At 66.1% G+C, this 19,928-nt stretch carries 19 protein-coding genes; 8 read left to right on the top strand and 11 right to left on the bottom strand.

What is annotated here, in order from left to right:
* Positions 1–17 precede the first annotated feature (17 nt).
* From VIK36_RS11485 to VIK36_RS11475, 3 genes are all read right to left on the bottom strand, one after another.
* Positions 18–1,358, bottom strand: coding sequence for a recombinase XerD (locus tag VIK36_RS11485; protein ID WP_242703054.1), 1,341 nt, complete (start codon positions 1,356–1,358; stop codon positions 18–20).
* Between the two features lie 178 nt (positions 1,359–1,536).
* Entirely contained in the window at positions 1,537–1,869 is a 333-nt protein-coding gene (locus VIK36_RS11480; RefSeq protein ID WP_071416681.1) for a helix-turn-helix domain-containing protein, read from the bottom strand.
* On the bottom strand, positions 1,866–2,999 hold the full coding sequence (locus VIK36_RS11475) for a tyrosine-type recombinase/integrase (protein WP_242703055.1): 1,134 nt from the start codon (positions 2,997–2,999) through the stop codon (positions 1,866–1,868). Before VIK36_RS11475 ends, VIK36_RS11480 begins: the two co-directional genes overlap by 4 nt.
* A 414-nt stretch (positions 3,000–3,413) precedes the next feature.
* On the opposite strand from VIK36_RS11475, the gene VIK36_RS11470 reads away from it, so the two are divergent.
* The 3 genes from VIK36_RS11470 to VIK36_RS11460 are packed head-to-tail and all read left to right on the top strand — an operon-like array spanning position 3,414 to position 6,519.
* Positions 3,414–4,655 carry a type III polyketide synthase gene (locus VIK36_RS11470; protein ID WP_324641998.1) on the top strand — a complete coding sequence of 414 codons (1,242 nt, stop codon included), beginning with the start codon at positions 3,414–3,416 and terminating at the stop codon, positions 4,653–4,655.
* A gap of 15 nt (positions 4,656–4,670) precedes the next feature.
* Positions 4,671–5,366, top strand: coding sequence for a class I SAM-dependent methyltransferase (locus VIK36_RS11465; RefSeq protein ID WP_324641997.1), 696 nt, complete (start codon positions 4,671–4,673; stop codon positions 5,364–5,366).
* Position 5,367: 1 nt separating this feature from the next.
* The gene (locus VIK36_RS11460; protein WP_324641996.1) at positions 5,368–6,519 is read left to right on the top strand and encodes an NAD(P)/FAD-dependent oxidoreductase; all 1,152 of its coding nucleotides are present in this window, start codon (positions 5,368–5,370) and stop codon (positions 6,517–6,519) included.
* 27 nt (positions 6,520–6,546) lie between these two features.
* Here VIK36_RS11460 and VIK36_RS11455 read toward each other — a convergent pair whose 3' ends face one another.
* Entirely contained in the window at positions 6,547–6,960 is a 414-nt protein-coding gene (locus VIK36_RS11455) for a nuclear transport factor 2 family protein (protein ID WP_324641995.1), read from the bottom strand.
* Positions 6,961–7,013: 53 nt separating this feature from the next.
* Here VIK36_RS11455 and VIK36_RS11450 point away from each other — a divergent pair, with 53 nt between their 5' ends.
* The 5 genes from VIK36_RS11450 to VIK36_RS11430 all read left to right on the top strand — a co-directional run bounded on the left by VIK36_RS11450 (position 7,014) and on the right by VIK36_RS11430 (position 10,808).
* Positions 7,014–7,694 carry a peptide deformylase gene (locus VIK36_RS11450; RefSeq protein WP_324641994.1) on the top strand — a complete coding sequence of 227 codons (681 nt, stop codon included), beginning with the start codon at positions 7,014–7,016 and terminating at the stop codon, positions 7,692–7,694.
* 69 nt (positions 7,695–7,763) lie between these two features.
* Positions 7,764–8,645: a putative RNA methyltransferase gene (locus VIK36_RS11445; protein WP_324641992.1), complete on the top strand. Its 882-nt coding sequence runs from the start codon at positions 7,764–7,766 to the stop codon at positions 8,643–8,645.
* Positions 8,646–8,774: 129 nt separating this feature from the next.
* Complete coding sequence (locus VIK36_RS11440; protein ID WP_141160411.1) at positions 8,775–9,248, top strand: NfeD family protein; 474 nt, start codon at positions 8,775–8,777, stop codon at positions 9,246–9,248.
* Between the two features lie 22 nt (positions 9,249–9,270).
* Positions 9,271–10,218, top strand: a complete 948-nt coding sequence (locus VIK36_RS11435; RefSeq protein ID WP_307490708.1) for an SPFH domain-containing protein — start codon at positions 9,271–9,273, stop codon at positions 10,216–10,218.
* 242 nt (positions 10,219–10,460) lie between these two features.
* On the top strand, positions 10,461–10,808 hold the full coding sequence (locus VIK36_RS11430) for an RNA polymerase-binding protein RbpA (protein ID WP_026266052.1): 348 nt from the start codon (positions 10,461–10,463) through the stop codon (positions 10,806–10,808).
* Between the two features lie 98 nt (positions 10,809–10,906).
* On the opposite strand, the gene VIK36_RS11425 is transcribed toward VIK36_RS11430, so the two are convergent.
* From VIK36_RS11425 to VIK36_RS11395, 7 genes are all read right to left on the bottom strand, one after another.
* Entirely contained in the window at positions 10,907–11,650 is a 744-nt protein-coding gene (locus tag VIK36_RS11425) for a polyprenol monophosphomannose synthase (protein WP_159631973.1), read from the bottom strand.
* 95 nt (positions 11,651–11,745) lie between these two features.
* Entirely contained in the window at positions 11,746–13,407 is a 1,662-nt protein-coding gene (locus VIK36_RS11420) for an amidohydrolase (RefSeq protein WP_324641990.1), read from the bottom strand.
* Between the two features lie 59 nt (positions 13,408–13,466).
* Positions 13,467–16,388 (bottom strand): DEAD/DEAH box helicase, encoded by a 2,922-nt coding sequence (locus VIK36_RS11415; protein ID WP_324641989.1) that lies wholly within the window; start codon positions 16,386–16,388, stop codon positions 13,467–13,469.
* A gap of 20 nt (positions 16,389–16,408) precedes the next feature.
* Positions 16,409–17,203: a twin-arginine translocase subunit TatC gene (gene tatC / locus VIK36_RS11410; RefSeq protein WP_224026104.1), complete on the bottom strand. Its 795-nt coding sequence runs from the start codon at positions 17,201–17,203 to the stop codon at positions 16,409–16,411.
* Between the two features lie 48 nt (positions 17,204–17,251).
* The gene (gene tatA, locus VIK36_RS11405) at positions 17,252–17,524 is read right to left on the bottom strand and encodes a Sec-independent protein translocase subunit TatA (RefSeq protein WP_255172249.1); all 273 of its coding nucleotides are present in this window, start codon (positions 17,522–17,524) and stop codon (positions 17,252–17,254) included.
* Between the two features lie 32 nt (positions 17,525–17,556).
* A complete protein-coding gene (locus VIK36_RS11400) occupies positions 17,557–17,901 on the bottom strand; it encodes a hypothetical protein (protein ID WP_255172248.1) in 345 nt (114 codons plus the stop codon).
* Positions 17,902–17,911: 10 nt separating this feature from the next.
* Positions 17,912–19,897 carry a helix-turn-helix transcriptional regulator gene (locus VIK36_RS11395; protein WP_324641988.1) on the bottom strand — a complete coding sequence of 662 codons (1,986 nt, stop codon included), beginning with the start codon at positions 19,895–19,897 and terminating at the stop codon, positions 17,912–17,914.
* Between the last annotated feature and the right edge of the window lie 31 nt (positions 19,898–19,928).

The following is a 19,928-nucleotide window of genomic DNA, read 5'->3' as shown; positions in this document are numbered from 1 at the left end:
GCGGCGTGTGCCAACGGTCAAGTGGCCTTGATGGATCGGCCGGCGTACCGGGCCCACGGCTCGCCCGCCTTGTCGGCGTGGAGGAACGCGACCTGGGCGCTGTAACCGAGCGCCTCTGCCACCAGGGAGGGCGGGCATTCAAGGACGAGCTCACCGATGGCACGGTTGCGGGCACCGAGGAGGTTGATGCCCACGTCGCGGAGGCGGTCCATGACAGTGTTGGGGTGTAGGTGGCGGCCGGCAAGCGTGCTCGGGAACAGCCACGGGCTGTCGGATCCGGCGCCGGTGCGTAGGTTCGGCCGTGCGGCAAGGTGCTCCCTGATGAGCGAGGCGAACGGCTCGGGAACATCGGTCGGATGCGTGCCGAGAACGATGCTCATCCCAGAGTCGGCGTCGTCGACGATGCTGGTCGGGAAGGTGACGACCTTGACCAGCGGCTGGGCGTAGAGCAACAGGAGCATCCCGGCGACGCGGTAGGGGAGTGACTCGCTGGTGCCCGTGAGGAGCTCGTGGATCCAGGCGAGCCGTTGGTCCTGACTGAGAGATGGGCTGCTCTTCGCGGATCGGTGCTGAACAGTCACCGCCGTGTTGAGACGCGCCTGCTTCGCGACCACGAAGAACGTCCTGATCGCACTGCGCGTCGTCGGTCCGGCCGCGAGCCACTCGTCGACGTCCTGCTGAGTGCAGGTGGCCGCGGTGCGCTGATACGTCTCGTGGAGCCACACGAGGAACTTCACCGTTTCGGTGATCTCCTGCTTCGCGGAGTGAATTGGCCCGCGAGTGGGTGCGCCAGCCCCGGTCTTGGCGCGGATGCGCCGCAGGTGGTGCCACGTGGCGAAGTGCTGAACTGGCTGCCGTACCTCGTCGGGGAGTCCGTCGAGCTTGGCGTCGATCCATTGCTCGAAGCGCGGCAGGTAGGGGTCGCGAGGGGGGAGTAGACCGTGGTGCTGCATCAGTGCCCGGAGATGCTCGGCGGGCTTGCCGGGCACGGAGTCGAGACCCTCGTGCGACGCGGCGATGGCGCCGTTACCGAGCCCGCGAAGCAGTTCCTGGACCTTGGCCGACCGCTTCCAAACGAGGATGGACTCGGGCCTGTCTGACGCGCAGAGAGCATCGACAAGGCCGAGGAGTGCGGGATCGCTTGGCGCGCCGCCGAGCAGCGCGTGGAGGTCGTCGCGGAGTGCGCAGCGGACGCAGAGCCGTCCGCGATGTCGCGCTGCTTCGACGTCGCAGCGCTCGCAGTGGAAGTCGACGGGGATCTCAGCGCATGTCGAGCAGATCGGCTGGCGATCGGTGGCGCGCAGGCCCGGCAGGAGCCGATCCTGGAGGCACTCTGGGCAGGTTCCGCGGGTGTGCACGGCGTCGTAGTAGCAGATGTTGCAGAGTCGGCCTTCTGGCCAGTTGGCTGCGAGCCTGGGGATGTTCCGGCCGCAGCGAGCACACGGATCGTCGCGAGTGCTCGTCGCGCGCGGACGACCCTGGACGGTCGAGCGAGGGAGAGGCCCGCCGGCTTCGGATCCATCGATGCTCCTGGCGCTACTCGTCGAGGATGTTTGCGCGCCGCGGCCGCACGCTGCGGTCGAGCGAGACAACGTTCGGCGGGGAAGCGGTGCCCGTCTTGCGCACGCGTACATCCGTCGCCGTCGTCGTGAACAGGTCCGTCGACTCGCACTCGAAGATGTCGCACAGCGCCGCGATCAACATCAGGGAGACGCGCTCCGGCCGCTGGTTCACCAGCCGGTACACCTGCGGTCGAGACAGATTGATGTCGCGCTCGGCCAGCAGGGGAATGAGATCCGTGGTGTTGTGCAGGCCTCGGGCGGCCATCAGCTCGGCCAGGCGCCACGTGTAGTCGACCTTGCGCTTCATGATGTTCCGTCCTCGGTCTTGCGGGCCATGGCTTCCTTCACCGTACGGTCCAAGGCGCTCCTGAGCGTGGAGCGCCTGAACTCGTCGGACACGAAGTGATAGATGCCGGTTGTCGCCCCGTGCTCATGGCCCATCTGGTCCTGCACGAACCGCGGGTCCCATCCAGCTTCGAGCAGGTGAGTGGCGTACGAACGACGGAACGAGTGGAGATCGAGCCCATCGGAGAATCCCAACTCCTCGCAGTAGCGCCGGACCCGTCGGATCAGAGTCGATTCGACGACCAGTCCGCCGCGTTCGCTGGGGAAGAGATCCAGGGTGCCCGGATCACCGCGGCCGTTGGCGAGCCAGTCCTCGATGATGCCGGGCGTCCACCGCCAGACAGTGAGAACGCTGCGCGGCTTGTGCGGCGAGGACCGCTTTGCCTTGCCGTAGCGGACCTTGCAGACGCCGAACGCGCCGAACTCTCGGGCGTGTGGGTTGCGGGCGAAGTCGACCGTTTGCAGGTGCCTCAACTCGTTGAACCGGAGCCCGTAGCCGTACGCGATCTTCATCATGACCGCGTCCCGGTAGGCGGCCTGCCAGCCCTTGCGGCCCGACTTGCCGATCCGTTCAACCTCGTCGTCGGCGTGGTCGAAGAGTTGACTGATCTCATCACGGGTGTACGGACGTTTCTTCGGGCGTCCGTCGTACTCCTGGACGTGGGGAGCGGTGTTCCAGTCGAAGAACACCTGCGCCGGGTGGGTGCCAAAGAACCGCTCGCACACGACGTCGAACCCGTAGTCGGGATTGCTGATGTAGCTAGTGAAGGCACGCAACGCGGAGTGGTAGCCGCGCAGCGTCGAGTGGGCAACGTGCTTCTGGGTGCGTAGGTCCGCCGAGAACTCCTCGACAAGCGCGGGCGTCCAGTTCCACGGGTCTTCGTTGACGTGGCTGATGAAGCGCTCGACCATCCGGAGCCGTTGGTCGATGGTCGCGAACTGCAGGTTGCGTGACAGCTGCTGGTTCCGCCAGCCCTCGAGCATCTTCTGGAGCACCTGCTCGTCGGGCCGGAGGACCGGCACCGACTCGACCAGGCGGACCCGTCCGGAGCCATCAACCTGCATCAAATCCTCCCGAGAATCCGGTTTCATCCAGTGATTCCATGATGCATCTGATGAGACGCCATCTGTGTTTGCGCAGGTCAACGGCGTGTCGCGGTGGCCGCGCAACGCCTGATCGTTCCGCCGCCACACACGGTTTGACGCCGTTACGACGACGTTCGGTGCTGCGTTTCCGCTGGTCAGAGCTGGGTTAAGTACGGCCAGCGGGGCAGTGAGTCAGCCGCCCGCGATTGATTCATCCGATGCAATACGCAGACTAGCACTTGACATAATGTAGATTATCGGCGCAATGGGAAGAGTTCCCGAGCGGGGCAGGACGTATGCCATCTACGCCCTGCAATTCCGGACAGTTACGCCTTCATCCCAGGACAACTACGTGGCGAAACCGCTGTTCAAACCACCGGGCCCATTGTCTTTATCAAAGCGCACGTCAAGAATGACGTGATGACGGTCTACGTGCGTTCACTTGAAACTGCAGTTCCGACGACAAAACTGATCCAGTCCGAAGCCCGCGATGTATTCGCCGCGCAGCCGGGTCTTTCCCGGCTCGGTTCGCGCCTGGTCACCACCTGCTTTGACGGCGCAGCCATTGAGACCAGATTCACGGCAGTGAGCGAACTGACCAACACGTCACGCTCGGAAAGCCCGCAGTTCTATGACCCGGACACCGGACTCCTGCTGAATCCCAGCACCAAGGTCCGCAACGATATCTTTGCCCGGGAAGCCACCAAGCTGTTCGTGGAGGCTGCCCGCGCTGCCCTGAAGGCGGCGCCGGAATTGGATTTACTTGACATAACTCACCTCGTGACGGTGTCCTGCACGGGCTTTTTCAATCCGGGCCCGGACTACAAGGTGGTCCGCGAGCTCGGGCTTAGTCCTTCCGTCCAGCGGTATCACCTGGGCTTCATGGGCTGCTACGCGGCGTTTCCGGCGCTCCGCGCAGCGAAGTTGTTCTGTGAATCCGACCCGCAGGCGGTGGTCCTGGTGGTCTGCGCCGAACTCTGCTCCCTGCACGTACGCACGTCCAATGATCCGGACACCATCATGGGTTCGGCCCTTTTCGCCGATGGCGCCGCTGCCGCCGTCGTGACCGCACGGCCCGGCGCCGAAGAAGCCGCGCTGTTGAAGCTGGACCACTTCGAAACAGTCCTGACCCCGGTCGGTGAAGACTCCATGGCATGGAACATCGGCGATCACGGGTTCGAGATGGTCCTGGGCACCTATGTACCCCACATCATCGATGACCACATCGTGGGTGCCCTGCAGCCCCTGCTGGCAAAGGACCCGGAATTGGCGGCACTCCCCTACACCGCCATCCCCCACTGGGCCATCCATCCCGGTGGCCGCAGCATCCTGGACAAGGTCCAGTCCCGGCTTGGCCTCAGCGACGCGCAACTGGTTCCGGCCCGGGACATCCTCCGGAACTACGGCAACATGAGCAGTGCCACCGTGCTCTTCGTCCTCAAGTACATCCTGGAACAACCGCTGCTGCCCGGGGATTCCAATGGTGGCGGGCGTATTTGTTCCATGGCTTTCGGCCCGGGACTGACCGTGGAAACGGGGCTGTTCACCAAGCTCCGGCAGTCCATCACCGCAACCCAGGACCCCGCGCGGCAGGACAACGCTGCCGGATTCGGGCCGGAGGGCCGCCAGGACCGGACGCCCGCAGAAGCACCTGTGGCCTGACTGGGACGCCAGGGCATGGGGATTCTGCTGCGAACGCGCGCCGCCGGGGACATCGAGCAGATGGACCGCGCGGACTGCGATGAGAAGCTCCTGGACAATACCTACCGGCAGTTTTGGGTCATCAACCGGGCACTGTCCGGCTGGCGGGGCCTGTATAGCAGGGAGCTTCGCGCCATCGTCAAACCGGACCGCAGCCCCGTGACCGTGCTGGACATCGGGTCCGGCGGTGGTGACCTCGCCATAATGCTGGCCCGCTGGGCACACCGGGACGGCACGTCCATGCACGTGACCGGCATCGATCCGGATCCCCGCGCTGCCGCCTTCGCCAGCCGGCGCTCCCCCATGCCCGGCGTCGAATTCCGCCAGGCGCACAGCGGTGACCTGGTCCGCGAAGGTGCCAGGTTCGACGTCGTGATCTCCAACCACGTGCTGCACCATCTCCAGTCCGGGGAGCTCAAGCAACTGCTGGCAGACTCGGAAATCCTCGCCGGCCAGAAGGCGCTGCACAACGATCTCATCCGCAGCACCATCGCATTCTCCCTCTTCGGTGTGGCCGCGCTGCCGTTCCGGAGGTCCTTCATCCGGGAAGACGGGCTTACGTCCATCCGCCGCAGCTACACCCGTGCCGAGCTTGCCGCAGCCGCTCCCCCGGGCTGGTCCGTGGAGCACTCGTCGGTCTTCCACCAGGTCCTGGCCTACCGGAAGGGCTGAGATGGATGCCGATGTCCTGATCGCCGGCGGTGGTCCCGTTGGCCTGTACCTGGCGGCCGCCCTGCTGCAGGAAGGCGTTTCGGTAAGGGTCTTTGAGCAACGGCAGTCGCGGAACCGGCATACCCGGGCCATCGGCATCCACCCGCCGGCCCTGGAGGCACTGGCCGCGGTGCACGTGGCCTCTGCCATGGTGGAGGAGGGTGTCCGCATCCGGTCCGGCCTGGCGGTCAGCCGCGGGAAGACGGTGGGCACCATGGCGTTCGACGACGTCTCCAGGGACTTTCCGTTCGTGCTGGCACTCCCGCAGTTCAGGACGGAGCAGCTCCTGGAAGAGCGCGTCCTCGCTCTGGACCCCGGGGCAATTGTCAGGGGTGCGAAAGTCACCGGTGTCAGGGACGACGGCGGCAAGGTCACCGTCGCGGTGGATGCCGGCGCGGGTGCCACGCGTCCCGGCGGCAGTGCGACGGGGGCTTTGCTGGTCCTGGCCGACGGTGCCCGGTCACGGCTGCGGGATGCGCTCGGGGTCCCGGTGGTCCGGAAAACGTACCCCGACCACTACCTCATGGGGGATTTCGACGACGGCACGGACTTCGGGGACAAAGCCGTCCTGTTCCTGGAGCCGGACGGAATCGTTGAGTCGTTCCCGCTGCCCGGTGGCGTCCGGCGCTGGGTGGTCCGGCTGGGCGCGCCGGCCGGACCGGCGGCAGGGTCCGGCCATCTCGCGGAGCTGGTGCACCGGAGGACCGGGATTCGCCCGGATCTGGCCACGAACTCCATGCTCAGCGCCTTCAATGTGCAGTCCGGGATCGCCCAAAGGACGGTCGACGGACGGACGGTGCTGCTCGGTGATGCCGCCCACGAGATCAGCCCCATTGGTGGCCAGGGCATGAACCTCGGTTGGCTGGGCGCCCGGGACCTGGTGCCGGTGGCGTGCGCGGCACTGGCTGGTGAACCCACGGGCGCTCAACTCAGGCAATTCGATCAGAGCAGGCGGCAGGCTGCCGTCCTGGCCCGCCGGCAGGCCGAATTCAACATGATGCTGGGCAGGCCGCTGCCGGGCCCGCTCCTGTGGATCCGTACCGCCGGCGTTGCCGCGGCTGCCGCTATTCCGGCGGTGAACCAGTGGGCCGCCAGGCGTTTCACCATGAACTAGCCGCCGCACCACAGACCGGTTGCCGCGTTACCGGAAGTAGCAGTCGTAGCTGTCCTGGCTTACGATCACGCCGTTGCTGACCTCAAAGACGGACGAGGTCCTGGCCCGGATTGTTTCGCCGCGGTCCCAATACCGCAGATCCATCAGCACCGTGGCAGACCAATCCGCCTCCACCGCCACCCTGCCGCCTTCACAAGTGGTCCGCCGGACAGTGAACTGCTGGTCCTTCACGACGTCGCGGCTCTGGTCAGCGCCGGCAAGCACCGCCGCCAGCGTCCGCGTGGAGCCTTCCGGGGCCAACAGGTGCGGTGCCTCCGTCAGCACGAACTGTTCAGAGAGGAACGGCCGGATGTCCGCCGCCCCGCCGCCCGCTTCAAGGACCCGGATGAATTCAAGGACGTGTTCCAGCGGCGACGCTGCAGGGAGGGGATCTTCAGCCATGCAGTAGACCCTACCCAACGTCCCCGCACGCCGTCCGCCAGTAGGCTGTCCCCATGACCCAGACTGTTCCCCCGGCCACCGCCGGCGCCGGCCAGATCCGTGAGCTTGTTGAGCGGATCCTGTCCGCCGGATCGCTCCCGCCCATCGTCCAGGCCGGACACCCGGCGCTCCGCCAGCGCGCCGCGGACTTCGACGGTCAGCTGTCAGAGGACCAGCTGGGCCGCCTGATCGGGATCATGCGGCAGGTCATGCATGAAGCGCCCGGCGTGGGTCTCGCCGCGCCGCAGCTGGGCATCCCCCTGCGGCTCGCTGTCCTGGAGGACCAGTTCGACATCGATCCCGCTGCCGCTGCCCTGCGCAACCGGAGCCCGCTGGATTTCCTGGCCATCCTCAACCCCCGCTACACGCCGCTTGGGCAGGAACACGCGTCGTTCTACGAGGGCTGTCTTTCCCTCAACGGGCTGCAGGCGGTGGTGGCGCGTCCGGAGGCCGTGCTGCTGGAGTACGTTACGCCCGACGGCGCGGCGGAGCGGCGTGAGTTCTCCGGCTGGCAGGCGCGTATCGTGCAGCATGAGACGGACCACCTCGACGGCATCCTGTACATAGACCGCGCCCAGCTTCGATCTTTGAGCAGCAACGCCGAATACGCAGCGCACTGGGCAGAGGCGGGCATTGACAAGGCGCGGGAAGGGCTGGGTTTCGACGACGGGCCTGCGGGGATCTCCCTCGGCTGACGGTCACCGCTTCCCTCCGCATGCAGGGCCGGCGGGGCTGAATGCCCGGCCCGCCCTAAACTGGTTCCCATGCCTTCCGCGGACCTTCCCCTCCTGTGCCCCGTCTGCTCACATCCGCTGGAGTACCTGGAAGCGGAGGCAACGCGCCAGCCGCACCTGGTGTGCCCGTCCGGGCACAGCTTCGACGCCGCCCGCCAGGGCTACTTCAACCTGCTGGTAGGCAAAGGCACACCCTTTGAACCGGACAGCGCCGCGATGGTGGCGTCACGGTACGCCTTCCTGGGGAACGGGCACTACGGGCCGCTGCAGCAGGCCCTGGCCTCCGCCGTCGTACCCGTCCTGCGGCCGGAAGGCGCGGTGGTGCTGGACTCGGGAACGGGGACCGGACACTATCTGCGGGCGATCCTCGATGCTGCAGCTGCCGGGGGGCGGCAGGCGTCCGCCATTGGCCTGGACATCTCGAAATTCGCGCTCCGGCGGGCTGCCCGCCTCAACCCGGAAGCCGTGAACCTGGTCTGGGACATCTGGCGGCCGCTGCCGGTGGCGGACAACTCGGTGGACGCGGTCACCGTGGTCTTCGCACCGCGGAACCCCGCCGAGTTCGCCCGGGTCCTGTGCCCGGAGGGCGTGCTGGCAGTGGTGACGCCGCGGCCCGGACACCTGGCGGGCATCGCGGCCGTGACCGGAATGCTTGGCATTGAAGAGGGCAAGGATGAGCGGCTGGCGGAGGCGATGGCCGGGCACTTCGAGCCCGAAAAGACCCTTGACGTGGACATACCGCTCAAGCTGGGCCGCGCGGCCGCCGCGGACCTGGCGTTCATGGGACCGGCGGGCCACCACCTGGACCGGGACCAGATCGCCGCCCGCCTCGAGGACTCCCCGGAACCGGTGGAAGCCGACGCAAAATTCAGGCTTTCCGTGTTTCGGCCTGCTGCCCACGGTGCCCCGTAACGACTTGGCCACTATCCCCCGGCACCCGCTGTGAACCGGCCCACAGGCCAGGTCCGCGGACTAGGATGAAAAGACAGTTGCTGGCGGGTCCGCGGACGCGGCTCCCCCGTGACGAAGGGGGAAGCAGGAATGTTCGAATGGCTTGGGGAAAACTGGTGGGCGTTGTGGCTCACGGCTTTCCTGGCGTTTGCAGTGATCGAGATGATCACCCTTGACCTGTTTTTCATCATGCTTGGCGGCGGATCGCTCGCCGCACTGGTAGCCGATTTCGCCGGCGCCGAACCCTGGCTCCAGGTAGTCATCTTCTGCATCGTGTCGCTGCTCATGGTGGCCTTTGTCCGGCCCGTGGCACTGTCCCACCTGAAGAAGGGCCCCTCGGAGCAGCGGACCAACGTGGACCGGCTGATCGGTGAGCCGGCTGTGGTGATGGAGGCCGTGACGTCCGACGGCGGCCTGGTGAAAATCGGCGGCGATATATGGAGTGCGCGCTCCGCTGCGGGAGTGCTTCCCGCAGGCCAGACGGTGGTCGTAGCGGCCATTGACGGCGCCACAGCAGTGGTTTCGGTACCGCCCACGGCGGCCACCGGGCCTGATACAGCCTGACAATTGGGGAACAAGGAGTTGTATGGAAAACGCAGGCGGAACCGCACTGGCCATTGTGCTGGTGGTTCTGATCGTCTTTGTCATCATAGTTTTGGTCCGGTCCGTCCGGATCATTCCGCAGGCCCGCGCCGGCGTTGTTGAACGGCTCGGCAAGTACCAGCGGACGCTCAATCCGGGCCTGACAATCCTGATTCCTTTTGTGGACCGGCTCCTGCCGCTGCTGGACCTGCGTGAACAAGTGGTGTCCTTTCCGCCGCAGCCTGTTATCACCGAGGACAACCTGGTGGTGTCCATCGATACAGTGGTCTACTTCCAGGTGACGGACCCGCGGGCGGCCACGTATGAAATCGCCAACTACATCCAGGCCGTGGAACAGCTCACCACCACCACCCTGCGCAACGTGGTGGGTGGCCTCAACCTGGAGGAAGCCCTCACGTCGCGGGACCAGATCAATGGACAGCTGCGCGGCGTCCTGGATGAGGCCACAGGCCGTTGGGGCATCCGCGTTTCACGGGTGGAACTGAAGGCCATCGATCCGCCCCACTCCATCCAGGATTCCATGGAGAAGCAGATGCGTGCCGAACGCGACCGGCGCGCAGCAATCCTCACGGCCGAAGGGACCAAGCAGTCGGCCATCCTCACCGCCGAGGGCCAGCGCCAGGCGTCCATCCTGGCCGCAGAGGGCGAAGCCAAGGCTGCCATCCTTCGCGCGGACGGCGAGTCGCAGGCCATCCAGAAGGTGTTCGACGCCATCCACAAGGGAAACCCGGACCAGAAACTGCTGGCCTACCAGTACCTGCAGACGCTGCCCAAGCTCGCCGAAGGCTCCGCCAACAAGCTGTGGATCATCCCGAGCGAAGTCGGGGAAGCCCTGAAGGGCATTGGCAACGCCCTCGGAGGCACCAACGCTGAAGGCACAGCCGGCGGGCCGCTCTTCCAGGACGCACCCACCGAACGCGCCCAGCCATAAGCTGAACGGGAAAACGGGGAGGGCTTGGCGGTCGACGCCAAACCCTCCCCGTTTTGTTCCAACAGTGATAACCAACGTATAATTGGGTATTTGTCCGGCAGGAGACTACCAGCTGGAACAACCAAGCTTCGCAATGCGTTGAATCCTATGATGCAGCACAGTGCACAAAGTAGTCCGGCGGTGCCAAGGCGCCACCGGCTAGCGCGGAGATTTCATCCGCGAACCGACCAGAGGGAGAAAACATGAGCGATCGCAGCCTGCGGGGCATGCGCCTTGGTGCGCAGAGCATGGAGACCGAGTCCGGAGTTGAGCCGGCTCCGCGCCAGCGGGTCGAATACCGTTGTGCGGATGGCGAGCAGGTCTTCGTCACGTTCTCCTCCGAGGCGGAAATTCCTCCGGTGTGGGTCTCCAAGACCGGTAAGGAAGCGCTCCTGGTTGACGGCGAGAAGCCGGACACCAGCAACGACAAGGCAGTCCGCACCCACTGGGACATGCTGCTGGAACGTCGCTCCCTGCCTGAACTCGAACAGATCCTCGAGGACCGCCTGACCATCCTGCGCGAACGCCGCGGAGAGCGCCGCTCGGCATAAGGCCAGCCGCAAAAAATGGGGGCGGCCCCGCACCTTGGTGCGGGGCCGCCCCCATTTTTTGGTACCGCCCGGACATCGTCAGCGGCAGTACCCGCAGGCTATGCCTGCTTGTTCTTCAGCTTTCCGGCCAGCGTGTTCCAGCGCGCGGCCAGGCCCCATTTGGTGACGTTGATCATGGCTTCGACCACGATGTTGCCGCTCATCTTGGATGCGCCGAGTTCCCGTTCGACGAAAGTTATGGGGCGTTCCTCGATGCGCAGGCCCAGTTTGGCAACGCGCCAGGCGAGGTCCACCTGGAAGCCGTAGCCAACAGAATCCACCTGGTCCAGATTGAGCTTTTCCAGGGTGGTCCTGCGGAACGCGCGGTATCCGCCGGTCACGTCCCGGATCGGCAGGCCCAGCATCAACCGGGCGTAGGTGCTGCCCACCCGGGAGATCGCCTGGCGGTACAGCGGCCAGTTGACCACGCTGCCGCCGGGGACCCAGCGCGAGCCCATGGCCAGGTCTGCGCCCTGTTCCACGGCTTCAAGCAGTTGGGGAAGCTGTTCCGGCTGGTGGGAACCGTCTGCATCCATTTCCACCAGGACGTCGTAGCCGGCATCCAGGCCCCACTTGAAACCGGCGATGTAGGCAGCGCCCAGGCCTTCCTTGCCCTTGCGGTGCAGGACGTGGACCTGGGAGTCCTCGGCAGCGAAGCCGTCGGCAAGTTGGCCGGTGCCGTCAGGGCTGTTGTCATCGACGACCAGCACGTCCGACGCCGGAACGGCCTTCCGCAGGCGCTGGAGCGTCTTGGGCAACGATTCCAGTTCGTTGTAGGTGGGAATGATCGTAAGGACGCGCACAGAGGGCCTTTCCTGGTGGAAGTGGTCGGTGCACCTGGTGCCGGGCATGCCGGCCGCAGGCGCAACTCCCCATTATAGGGCGGAGGATTCCCGGGTCAGGAACGCAGGGCCGGGCTGGCGAACAGTTCGGCACCGTCTTTTACGGTTTGCAGGCATACCGGGTCTGAGCCGGTGTCCAGTGCGGGCAGCAAGGGGGTCCTGGCGCGCGGATCGGTGCTCCAGGACTGAACCCGCCCGTCAGCCACCTGGACCATCAGCTCCTCAACCTCCCACACGGCAAAACTCGCGGGAGCCCCGGGCACCAGTTGCCCGGCCATGGGGTTCGGGTGCCGCGCGGCCCGCCAGCCGGCCCGGGTGTGGCCCAGGAAGGCTGCCCGCGCGGAAATACGCTGGTCGGGGTTGTGGTGTTCCACGCAGGCGCGCACGCTCGACCAGGGACGCAGGAGCGTGACGGGGCTGTCGCTGCCGAAGCAGACGGGAACTCCGGCCGAGTAGAACGCGGCGAACGGATTCATCGACCGGCTTCGGCTCCCCAGCCGCTGCTCGTAGAGGCCACCGGGGCCGCCCCAGGCAGCGTCGAAGGAGGGCTGGGCGCTGACGGTCACGGAGTAGTTCGCCAACCTGGCCACGGCTTCGGCATCGGCCATCTCCACATGCTCAAACCGGTGGCCTGCGGCGCGCACCCGCTGCTCCCCCACTTCCCTGGCGGCAAGGTCCAGCGCTTCCAGCGCAGCATCCAGTCCGGCGTCACCAATCACGTGGAACCCGCCCTGGATCCCGGCAAGGGAGCAGGCGGCAAGGTGGGCTGCTGCCTGGTCCGCGCTCAAGTACAAGGTGCCGCGCTCCTGGCCGGCATCACTGTAACCGGCGCGCAGGGCGGCGGTGTGCGAGCCCAGGGAACCGTCGATGTTCAGGTCTCCTGCAAGGCCGCGGACTCCCGCCCCCAGCTCTGCCACCAGCGCGCGGGCCTGCTCCTCGGACGACACCAGCCCGCCCCAGTACGGCATGACTTCGGGAAAACGGGGCTCCCCGGTTCCGGCGGCGTTCCATGCTGCCGCGAGCCGCAGGTCATCGGCGCCGCCGATATGCGGTGCGCCCATTTCGGCCAGGGCGACGTAGCCGTTGGCGGCCGCTTCCGCCAGGGCCCGGGCCTGGAGCCGCTTCAGCTCATCCTGCGGCAACTGTCGGGTCGCCAGCCGTGCTGCCTCGTGGGCGGCCCGCGTCACCCTGGCGCCGCCGTCGTACCCGTCCCGGTTCTGAAGGTCCGCGGACTGTGCCAGGGACGTTGACACCAGCGCCGAGTGCACGTCCACCCGGGAGAGATAGACCGGCCTGCCTCCAGCGGCCCGGTCGAGTTCTTCTGCACTGGGCAGGGCGGGGTCCGCCCAGGTGGTTTCGTCCCAGCCGTGGCCGAGTACCGGTCCGTTCCCGGTGGCCCCGGCGACTGCGTACAGCACTTCCCGGGCCGACTTGAGCGTCCCAAGCTGGAGCGACTCCAGGGCGATCCCGGTTTCGGTCAGGTGCACGTGCGAGTCAACGAAGCCCGGCGCAACCAGGGCGCCGCGGAGGTTGATGACTTCCATGGAACTGTCGGCAATTGACGAGGCCGCCTGCTCCGATCCAACCCATGCAACAGTGTCCCCATCCACAAGCATTGCCGTGGCGAACGGGTCCGCCGCGGTATAGACGGATCCATTGCGGTACAGCACCGGGACGGGACGGTCGGCGTTGCGGGGTGCGGCATCAGGGCGGGGCATAAAGGCAGGACTCCTGGGATAGGGCACGCCGGTTGCAGCCGGCAAGGGTTGAGGTGGGACTAGAGGACGGACGAGTAGGCCACGACTCCGCGGCGGATGAGGTTGATCGCTTCGGCGCAGAGCCTTGCCAGGCGCGGATCAAGGCCAGGGATCTTGGCAAGCTGGTCCAGCAGGTCCACCACCTGCTTGACCCAGCGGACAAAGTCACCGGCGGCAAGGTCGGTGCCGCTCAGGACGTCCTGGAGGTGGCGTCCGCGGGCCCACTTGTACAGCGGCCAGACAAGTCCCAGTTCAGGTTCGCCGGTCAGCGGAAGCTTGTTCTCCTCCTCCACGTCCTCAAGGACGGACCATTCCTTGACCACGATGTCTACGGAACTCTCCAGGGAGACGCTGGGCATGCGCGGCCGCAGGCCCCGGTCTTCGCGTTTGGCCTGGTAGACCAGCACACTGGCCAGGGCAGCAACTTCGGCGGCGTCCAGGTCATCGAACGCGCCCAGCCGCAGGGACTGTGAGATCAGCAAGTCCTTCTCGCCGTAAATCCGGCGCAGCCGCTGGCCGTCCGGGCTGATGTTCAGGCGGCCGTCGCCGGTGTCCTCCAGGTATCCGTAGGCGGACAGGACGTCGCACACGCGGTCGAAGGTTTTGGCGATCGTGTTGGTGCGGCCCTGGATCTGGCGGACCAGGCCATCCGTTTCACGCCGCAGCTTCCACCACCGCTCCGACCACCGGGCATGGTCTTCGCGTTCGCTGCACCCGTGGCAGGGGTGTGCCTTGAGGGCCCGGCGCAGTTCGGCGATGCGCCGCTCCTGGTTGGGAAAGGCAGCTCCGCGGCCGAAATCGTGGTTGCGGTTCTGCCCGGGAGCAGGCGGCCGGTTCTCGCGCAGGGCGTTCCGTGCGCTGGAGGCAAGGTCCCGTCGGGACTTGGGCACCTTGGCGTTGAAGGATTTGGGAATGCGGATGCGGGTAACCGGAGCGATGGGTCCTTCCAGGTCGTCGGTTCCTATCCGGCGCAGCTGGTTGTCCAGGGTCAGTACGGCAGGCCGGGGTTCGCGGCTGCTGTGGTCAGAGCTGAGGACGACGGCGGGCCCCGGGGCACGCCCGCCGGGAACGTTGACCACGTCCCCGGGCAGGAGGCGGGCCAGGGAGTCGTCACTGAGTGACTTCTGAACCCGGGACTTGGTCCGGGAGGTGGCACTCTCGGCATCGGAAAGCTCCCTGCGCAGCCGGGCATACTCCGTGAAGTCGCCAAGGTGGCAGGTCATGGACTTGGCGTAACCCGCAAGGGACTCCTCACGTCTACGCACCTGCCTGGCCAGGCCAACCACCGAGCGGTCGGCCTGGAACTGGGCAAAGGACGATTCCAGGATTTCCCGGGCCCTGGCACGCCCAAACTGTGCCAGGAGGTTGATGCTCATGTTGTAGGTGGGCCGGAAACTGGAGTTCAGCGGATAGGTCCGCCGCGACGCCAGGCCTGCCACCGCCGTCGGGTCAGTCCCCGGCTGCCACAGCACTACGGCGTGGCCCTCGACGTCGATGCCGCGCCGCCCGGCGCGGCCGGTGAGCTGGGTGTATTCGCCCGCGGTGATGTCCACGTGGGCTTCTCCGTTGAACTTGTCCAGCTTTTCCAGGACAACTGAGCGGGCGGGCATGTTGACACCCAGGGCGAGGGTCTCCGTGGCGAAAACCGCCTTGACCAGGCCGTCGGCGAAGAGTTTTTCCACCACTTCCTTGAAGGTGGGCAGCATGCCGGCATGGTGGGCTGCGAAACCCCGGAGCAGGCCGTCCCGCCACGTCCAAAAACCCAGGACGTCGAGGTCGTCCGGCGGGATGTCCTGCCCGGCCTCGTCCACCCGCTGGGCGATGATCCGCTGCTCCTTTTCCGTGGTGAGCCACAGGCCCGAACCAACGCACTGCGCCACGGCCGCTTCACAGCCGGCACGGGAGAAGATGAAGGTGATGGCAGGCAACAGGTCCATCCGGTCCAGGCTGGCGATCACCTGCGGACGGCTGGCGGGGCGGACCCCCGTTTGTTCGCTCCTGCCCGGGCGGTCATAACCGTTGCGGCCACGCTGGCCGCGGCGTCCGGCGCCGGGGCGGCTGCGGAAGCTCTGCTGGCTTTCGCTGCGGGCAACAGTGAGGAGGTCCGGGTTGACGTCGAAGCCGCGGCCCTTGGCGGTGTCAACGGATTTGCCGGTCGCGGCAGGCTGCCGGCCCTCTTCCTCGACGGGCGGGGCGATCTCGTCGAAGGTGGTCTCTCCGGCGAACAGGTCCATGATCTGCCGGCCCACCATGACGTGCTGCCACAGCGGCACCGGCCGGTGCTCGGAGACGATGATGTCCGTGTCCCCGCGGACGGTGTCCAGCCAGGCGCCGAACTCCTCGGCGTTGGAGACGGTTGCACTGAGCGAGGCGACCTGGACCTCGCTGGGCAGGTGGATGATGACTTCCTCCCACACTGCCCCGCGGAACCGGTCGGCGAGGTAGTGGACCTCGTCCATGACGACGTAGCCGAGGTCCTCCAACGTGGCAGAATCCGCGTACAGCATGTTCCGTAGGACTTCGGTGGTCATCACCACCACCTGCGCGTCGCCGTTGATGCTGGTGTCGCCGGTCAGGAGGCCCACATTCTCTGCACCGTACTTTTCGCTGAGTTCAGTGAATTTCTGGTTGCTGAGGGCTTTGATGGGGGTGGTGTAAAAGGCCTTCAGGCCCCGCTGCAGGGCGAGGTAGATGGCGAACTCCCCCACGATGGTCTTCCCGGCTCCGGTCGGGGCCGCCACCAGGACTCCCCTGCCTTCCTGAAGCGAACGGCACGCCTGCCGTTGAAAGTCGTCAAGTTCGAACTCGAGGGTCCGGATAAAAGACCCAAGATACGTGGCCGCCTCTGCCCGGCGCTCGGCGCTGGCACGGTATCTCTCGGCTGGAGAAAGTTCTTCAGGATCGACGGGGCCGGTGGAGAAGGGTCCGGTGGTGGAGGACATACCCCAAGCCTAGCGGCACGCTACAGCTTCTTGAGTTCACTGCCGGGGGTGGCGATATCGGCTGTGGCCTCGGTCTCTTCGACCTGCCGGGCCTGCCGGCGTTCGCGGCGTTTGTCGTTCATGATGCAAATGCCAATCGCTGCAAAGAAGAGCGCCAACAGCGGTCCGGCCAGCATGAACATCGAAATGGCATCAGCACCCGGCGCTGCGATTGCTGCCAGGACAAACACCAGGAAGACGGTGATGCGCCAGGCCTTCAGGATGGTGCGGCCCGAAACGATGCCCGCCATGTTGATGCCGACCAGTACCACGGGGACCAGGAAGGCCAGGCCCAGCATCAGCACCATGCGGGTGACGAATTCAATGTAGGTCCGGGCGTCGATGACGCTGGAGGACCCCTCCGGAGTGAACTGGGTCAAGGCGTGGACCACCTGGGGCACCACCAGCCACCCCACCCAGATTCCGGCAAGGAACAGGGGGATGGCAGCGGCCATGTAGCCCAGGGTGTAGCGGCGTTCCTTGGACGTCAGCCCGGGCGTGATGAACGCCCAGAGCTGGTAGATCCAGATGGGACTGGAGATGACCGCCCCGATGAGGAGCGACATCTGCAGCTTGAAGTCAAAAGGCGACGCGATGGTTCCGAAGTTGATGGCCGCAAGGCCTCCGGTCTCACTCGAAATCCGGTTTACCGGTTCAGCCAGTGCCTTCAACAGCGGATCGTAAAGTATCCAGCCCCCAATACCGCCGATGACGACGCCGATGGCCGACTTGATCAGCCGGTTCTTCAGCTCCTTGAGGTGCTCCCAAAGGGACATCCGCCCCTCGGGATTGGCTTTACGGGCCCGCGACAGTGCCACGGGAGGTCAGGCGCGGGTCGACGGCGGAACGTCAGTGCCGTCTGTCGGCTCACCGGGCTTCGCCTTGGGGTGGTTCACGATGGTGCCTTCCACCGGGCCGGTGGCCTCGGTGGACTCGGCTTTGCCGTCGTTCTTCATTTCCTTGACCTCGGACTTGATGATCCGCATTGACTGTCCCAGGCTGCGGGCCATGGCCGGAAGCTTGGGGGCGGCGAAGAGAAGCAAAGCAACGACGATAATGATTACGATCGGCCAGGGGCCATCAAAGAGTCTTCCCACGGGAAATCCTTTCCTCTAAATACATCCTACTTCTATGTGAAGTCGAGATCTCCGAGCGCCTGCGGCTGGCCCCGGTCCTTTTTGCGCTGCACTCGCCGGCGGCGGCGGTCTTCGCGCCGGGCCGATTTGGATGCCTCGTAATCATGTCGCATCACGGCGGGTGAGGCAAAAACGGCGGAACCCGGAAGCGGCCGTTCCTGGTCCGCGGATTCCTGCGCTTCGACGGGATTCAAGTGCCCCAGCTTTTCACCGGCAGCACTGAGGTCCTTGACGGTCGCCATGAACTGGCGGAAGAGACGGATGCCCAGCAGGACATAGAACAGCAGGGACACTGCAACGAGCGCCACCCATATGAGAATCCAGGACCACCAAGGCATGCTGAGAAGTCTATCCGGCGTACCTGTCCAGCGATGCCGCAAGCCAGTCCCGCGCGGCGTCAGCGAGCCCGGCAGGAGCCAGGATCCGGGCCGAACCGCCGTGCTGGGCCACGAACATCGGCAGCCACGCGGTGTTGCCGAACCTGAGCTGGGCCACCAGCCCGCCGTCGGGCAACTCTGCGGTGCGCTCCGCGTAATAGTCATCCGCCAGCCCCCTCCCCTGCCGGGTGAGCTGGACAGTGACTGTTGTGTCGTCGTCGTTCGCAGTGAAAAGTTTGGCGGGAACCCCGCCTTCGGGCGGCCCGTGCACCGTGGCGGCCCGGCCGTTGGGCCGCACGTCCTGGACCCGGTCCAGCCGGAAATTCCGGAGCCCGTCCACCAGATGGCACCAGGCTTCGAAGTACCAGGTGTTGTCCAGGGAGTACAGCCGGAGCGGGTCTACGTCGCGCTCGGTGACCGCGTCACGCTGGGGTGAGAGGTAGGTCAGGCGGAGTTGCGCGCCGGTCCCGATGGCCTGGCGGACCGTGGCGTGGGTCGCGGCGTCCGCGGGAGCCACCTGCGGCCCGGCGATGGAGGCAGCACGGAGTCCTTCCTCCCCCGCCGCGGCCAGCAGCTTCAACGTGACCGATTCCAGGGCGCCGCCGCCCGGAAGGTCCGGCAGCCCATTGAGCGTCTCAAGTCCGGTCAGCAGGGCACAAGCCTCCGCCACCGTAAACCGGACCGGCTTCTTCAGGTCAAGGTCCTGGGTGATGAAGACGTGGTCATCCTCCCACTGGATATCGAGCAGGTCATCCGGATACCCCTCGGGCAATCCGGAGCAAATGAGGATCCGGAGGTCTGCCTCCAGCTCGTCCCGGGTGACGCCAAAGTGCCTTGCGACGTCCTGGATGTGCAGGCCCTGGTTATGGACCAGGAACGGGACCAACTGCAGCATGCGCTTGAGCTGGTCCTCCGAGGTTCCCTTCCGGGCCGTCCGCGCCCGGGCATCAGGGAACGAGTAGACGGGGACGGGCGAAGCGCTGAAGCGGGCAGCGGCCTGCAGCCGGCGCCGCACTGCTCCCACCAGCTCCGCGGGCTCCACTGCCAGGGCATCGGGTCCATAGCTGGCCAACTCTTCGGCGAGGACCTCCGGATCACGGTATTCCACGACCACCCGCTCGTCGCCGTCGGCAGGCCGGCCGGGCGCCTGGTGGTGCCCGCCTTCAACGGCCCGGCTGCGCAGCGCCAGCAGGCGCCCCTGCCTGACGTCCACGACGGCGGTGCGCAGCGGCAGTTCAGGCAACCGGTCCAATTCAGCGCGGATGCTGAAGTTGGCGGGCGGGACGTACTGCTCCCTGCTGAGGGTTGTCACGGCGCTCGTGAAGCGCGACAGGCGGAAGTGCCTGGCTGCGTTTCGGCCCCGGTCGTAGCCCATGAGGTACCACTGGCCGAACCGGCTGCCCAACCCCCAAGGCTCTACAGACCGTTCCTCCTCCTTGCCGGTGCTTCCGGCCAGGTATGTGAAAGTCACGGGATGGCGGGCATGCATGGCTGCAACGATGTCGTCGAAGGCCTGGCCGGCCGGTTTGATCCGTGGCTGGACGCCTGCCGGGAGTCCCACCTCGGCCAGCCTTCCCGATGCCTGGAGTTTGCGGAGTGCGCTTTGGGCAGCTGTCCCCAATGCGGCGCGCTCCCAAAGTTGGGAAGCGAGCAGGAGGACCGTCCACTCTTCCGGCCCCAGCTGGACGTCCGGGAGGCGGCTGGACTCCTTGCCGATGCGGTACCTGGTGGTGGCGGGGTCATCCTCGCTCCAGCCCAGGTCCGTCAGGGTTTCCACCTCGAACCCCATGGCCCTCAGGTCGTTCTTGTCCCGCTCGAACATCCGCCCGAAGGCGACGTCATTGCCGGAGGTGTCGTGGTAGACCTTCTCGCGCAGCTCGCTGCGGCGCAACCCGTAGCGGGTGTTCAGCAAGGCAATGAGCAGGTTGAGGAGTCGTTCAGTGCGGGATACGGACACCTTGGTTACGTTACTAAACTCCCCGGGTGAA

Source organism: Pseudarthrobacter sp. LT1 (assembly GCF_035621795.1).
Taxonomy (GTDB): domain Bacteria; phylum Actinomycetota; class Actinomycetes; order Actinomycetales; family Micrococcaceae; genus Arthrobacter.
Note: the sequence above shows the minus strand (reverse complement) of the source record. Positions and strands in the feature narration are given on the sequence as shown.

What these genes read in the sequence shown, in the direction of transcription:
- VIK36_RS11440 (WP_141160411.1), top strand. Translation starts at nt 8,775, where the DNA reads ATGTTCGAATGGCTTGGGGAAAACTGGTGGGCGTTGTGGCTCACGGCT.
- VIK36_RS11435 (WP_307490708.1), top strand. Translation starts at nt 9,271, where the DNA reads ATGGAAAACGCAGGCGGAACCGCACTGGCCATTGTGCTGGTGGTTCTG.
- VIK36_RS11470 (WP_324641998.1), top strand. Translation starts at nt 3,414, where the DNA reads ATGACGGTCTACGTGCGTTCACTTGAAACTGCAGTTCCGACGACAAAA.
- VIK36_RS11460 (WP_324641996.1), top strand. Translation starts at nt 5,368, where the DNA reads ATGGATGCCGATGTCCTGATCGCCGGCGGTGGTCCCGTTGGCCTGTAC.
- VIK36_RS11430 (WP_026266052.1), top strand. Translation starts at nt 10,461, where the DNA reads ATGAGCGATCGCAGCCTGCGGGGCATGCGCCTTGGTGCGCAGAGCATG.
- VIK36_RS11455 (WP_324641995.1), bottom strand. Translation starts at nt 6,960, where the DNA reads ATGGCTGAAGATCCCCTCCCTGCAGCGTCGCCGCTGGAACACGTCCTT.
- VIK36_RS11480 (WP_071416681.1), bottom strand. Translation starts at nt 1,869, where the DNA reads ATGAAGCGCAAGGTCGACTACACGTGGCGCCTGGCCGAGCTGATGGCC.
- VIK36_RS11445 (WP_324641992.1), top strand. Translation starts at nt 7,764, where the DNA reads ATGCCTTCCGCGGACCTTCCCCTCCTGTGCCCCGTCTGCTCACATCCG.
- tatC (WP_224026104.1), bottom strand. Translation starts at nt 17,203, where the DNA reads ATGTCCCTTTGGGAGCACCTCAAGGAGCTGAAGAACCGGCTGATCAAG.
- VIK36_RS11475 (WP_242703055.1), bottom strand. Translation starts at nt 2,999, where the DNA reads ATGAAACCGGATTCTCGGGAGGATTTGATGCAGGTTGATGGCTCCGGA.
- VIK36_RS11450 (WP_324641994.1), top strand. Translation starts at nt 7,014, where the DNA reads ATGACCCAGACTGTTCCCCCGGCCACCGCCGGCGCCGGCCAGATCCGT.
- VIK36_RS11420 (WP_324641990.1), bottom strand. Translation starts at nt 13,407, where the DNA reads ATGCCCCGCCCTGATGCCGCACCCCGCAACGCCGACCGTCCCGTCCCG.
- VIK36_RS11400 (WP_255172248.1), bottom strand. Translation starts at nt 17,901, where the DNA reads ATGCCTTGGTGGTCCTGGATTCTCATATGGGTGGCGCTCGTTGCAGTG.
- VIK36_RS11465 (WP_324641997.1), top strand. Translation starts at nt 4,671, where the DNA reads ATGGGGATTCTGCTGCGAACGCGCGCCGCCGGGGACATCGAGCAGATG.
- VIK36_RS11415 (WP_324641989.1), bottom strand. Translation starts at nt 16,388, where the DNA reads ATGTCCTCCACCACCGGACCCTTCTCCACCGGCCCCGTCGATCCTGAA.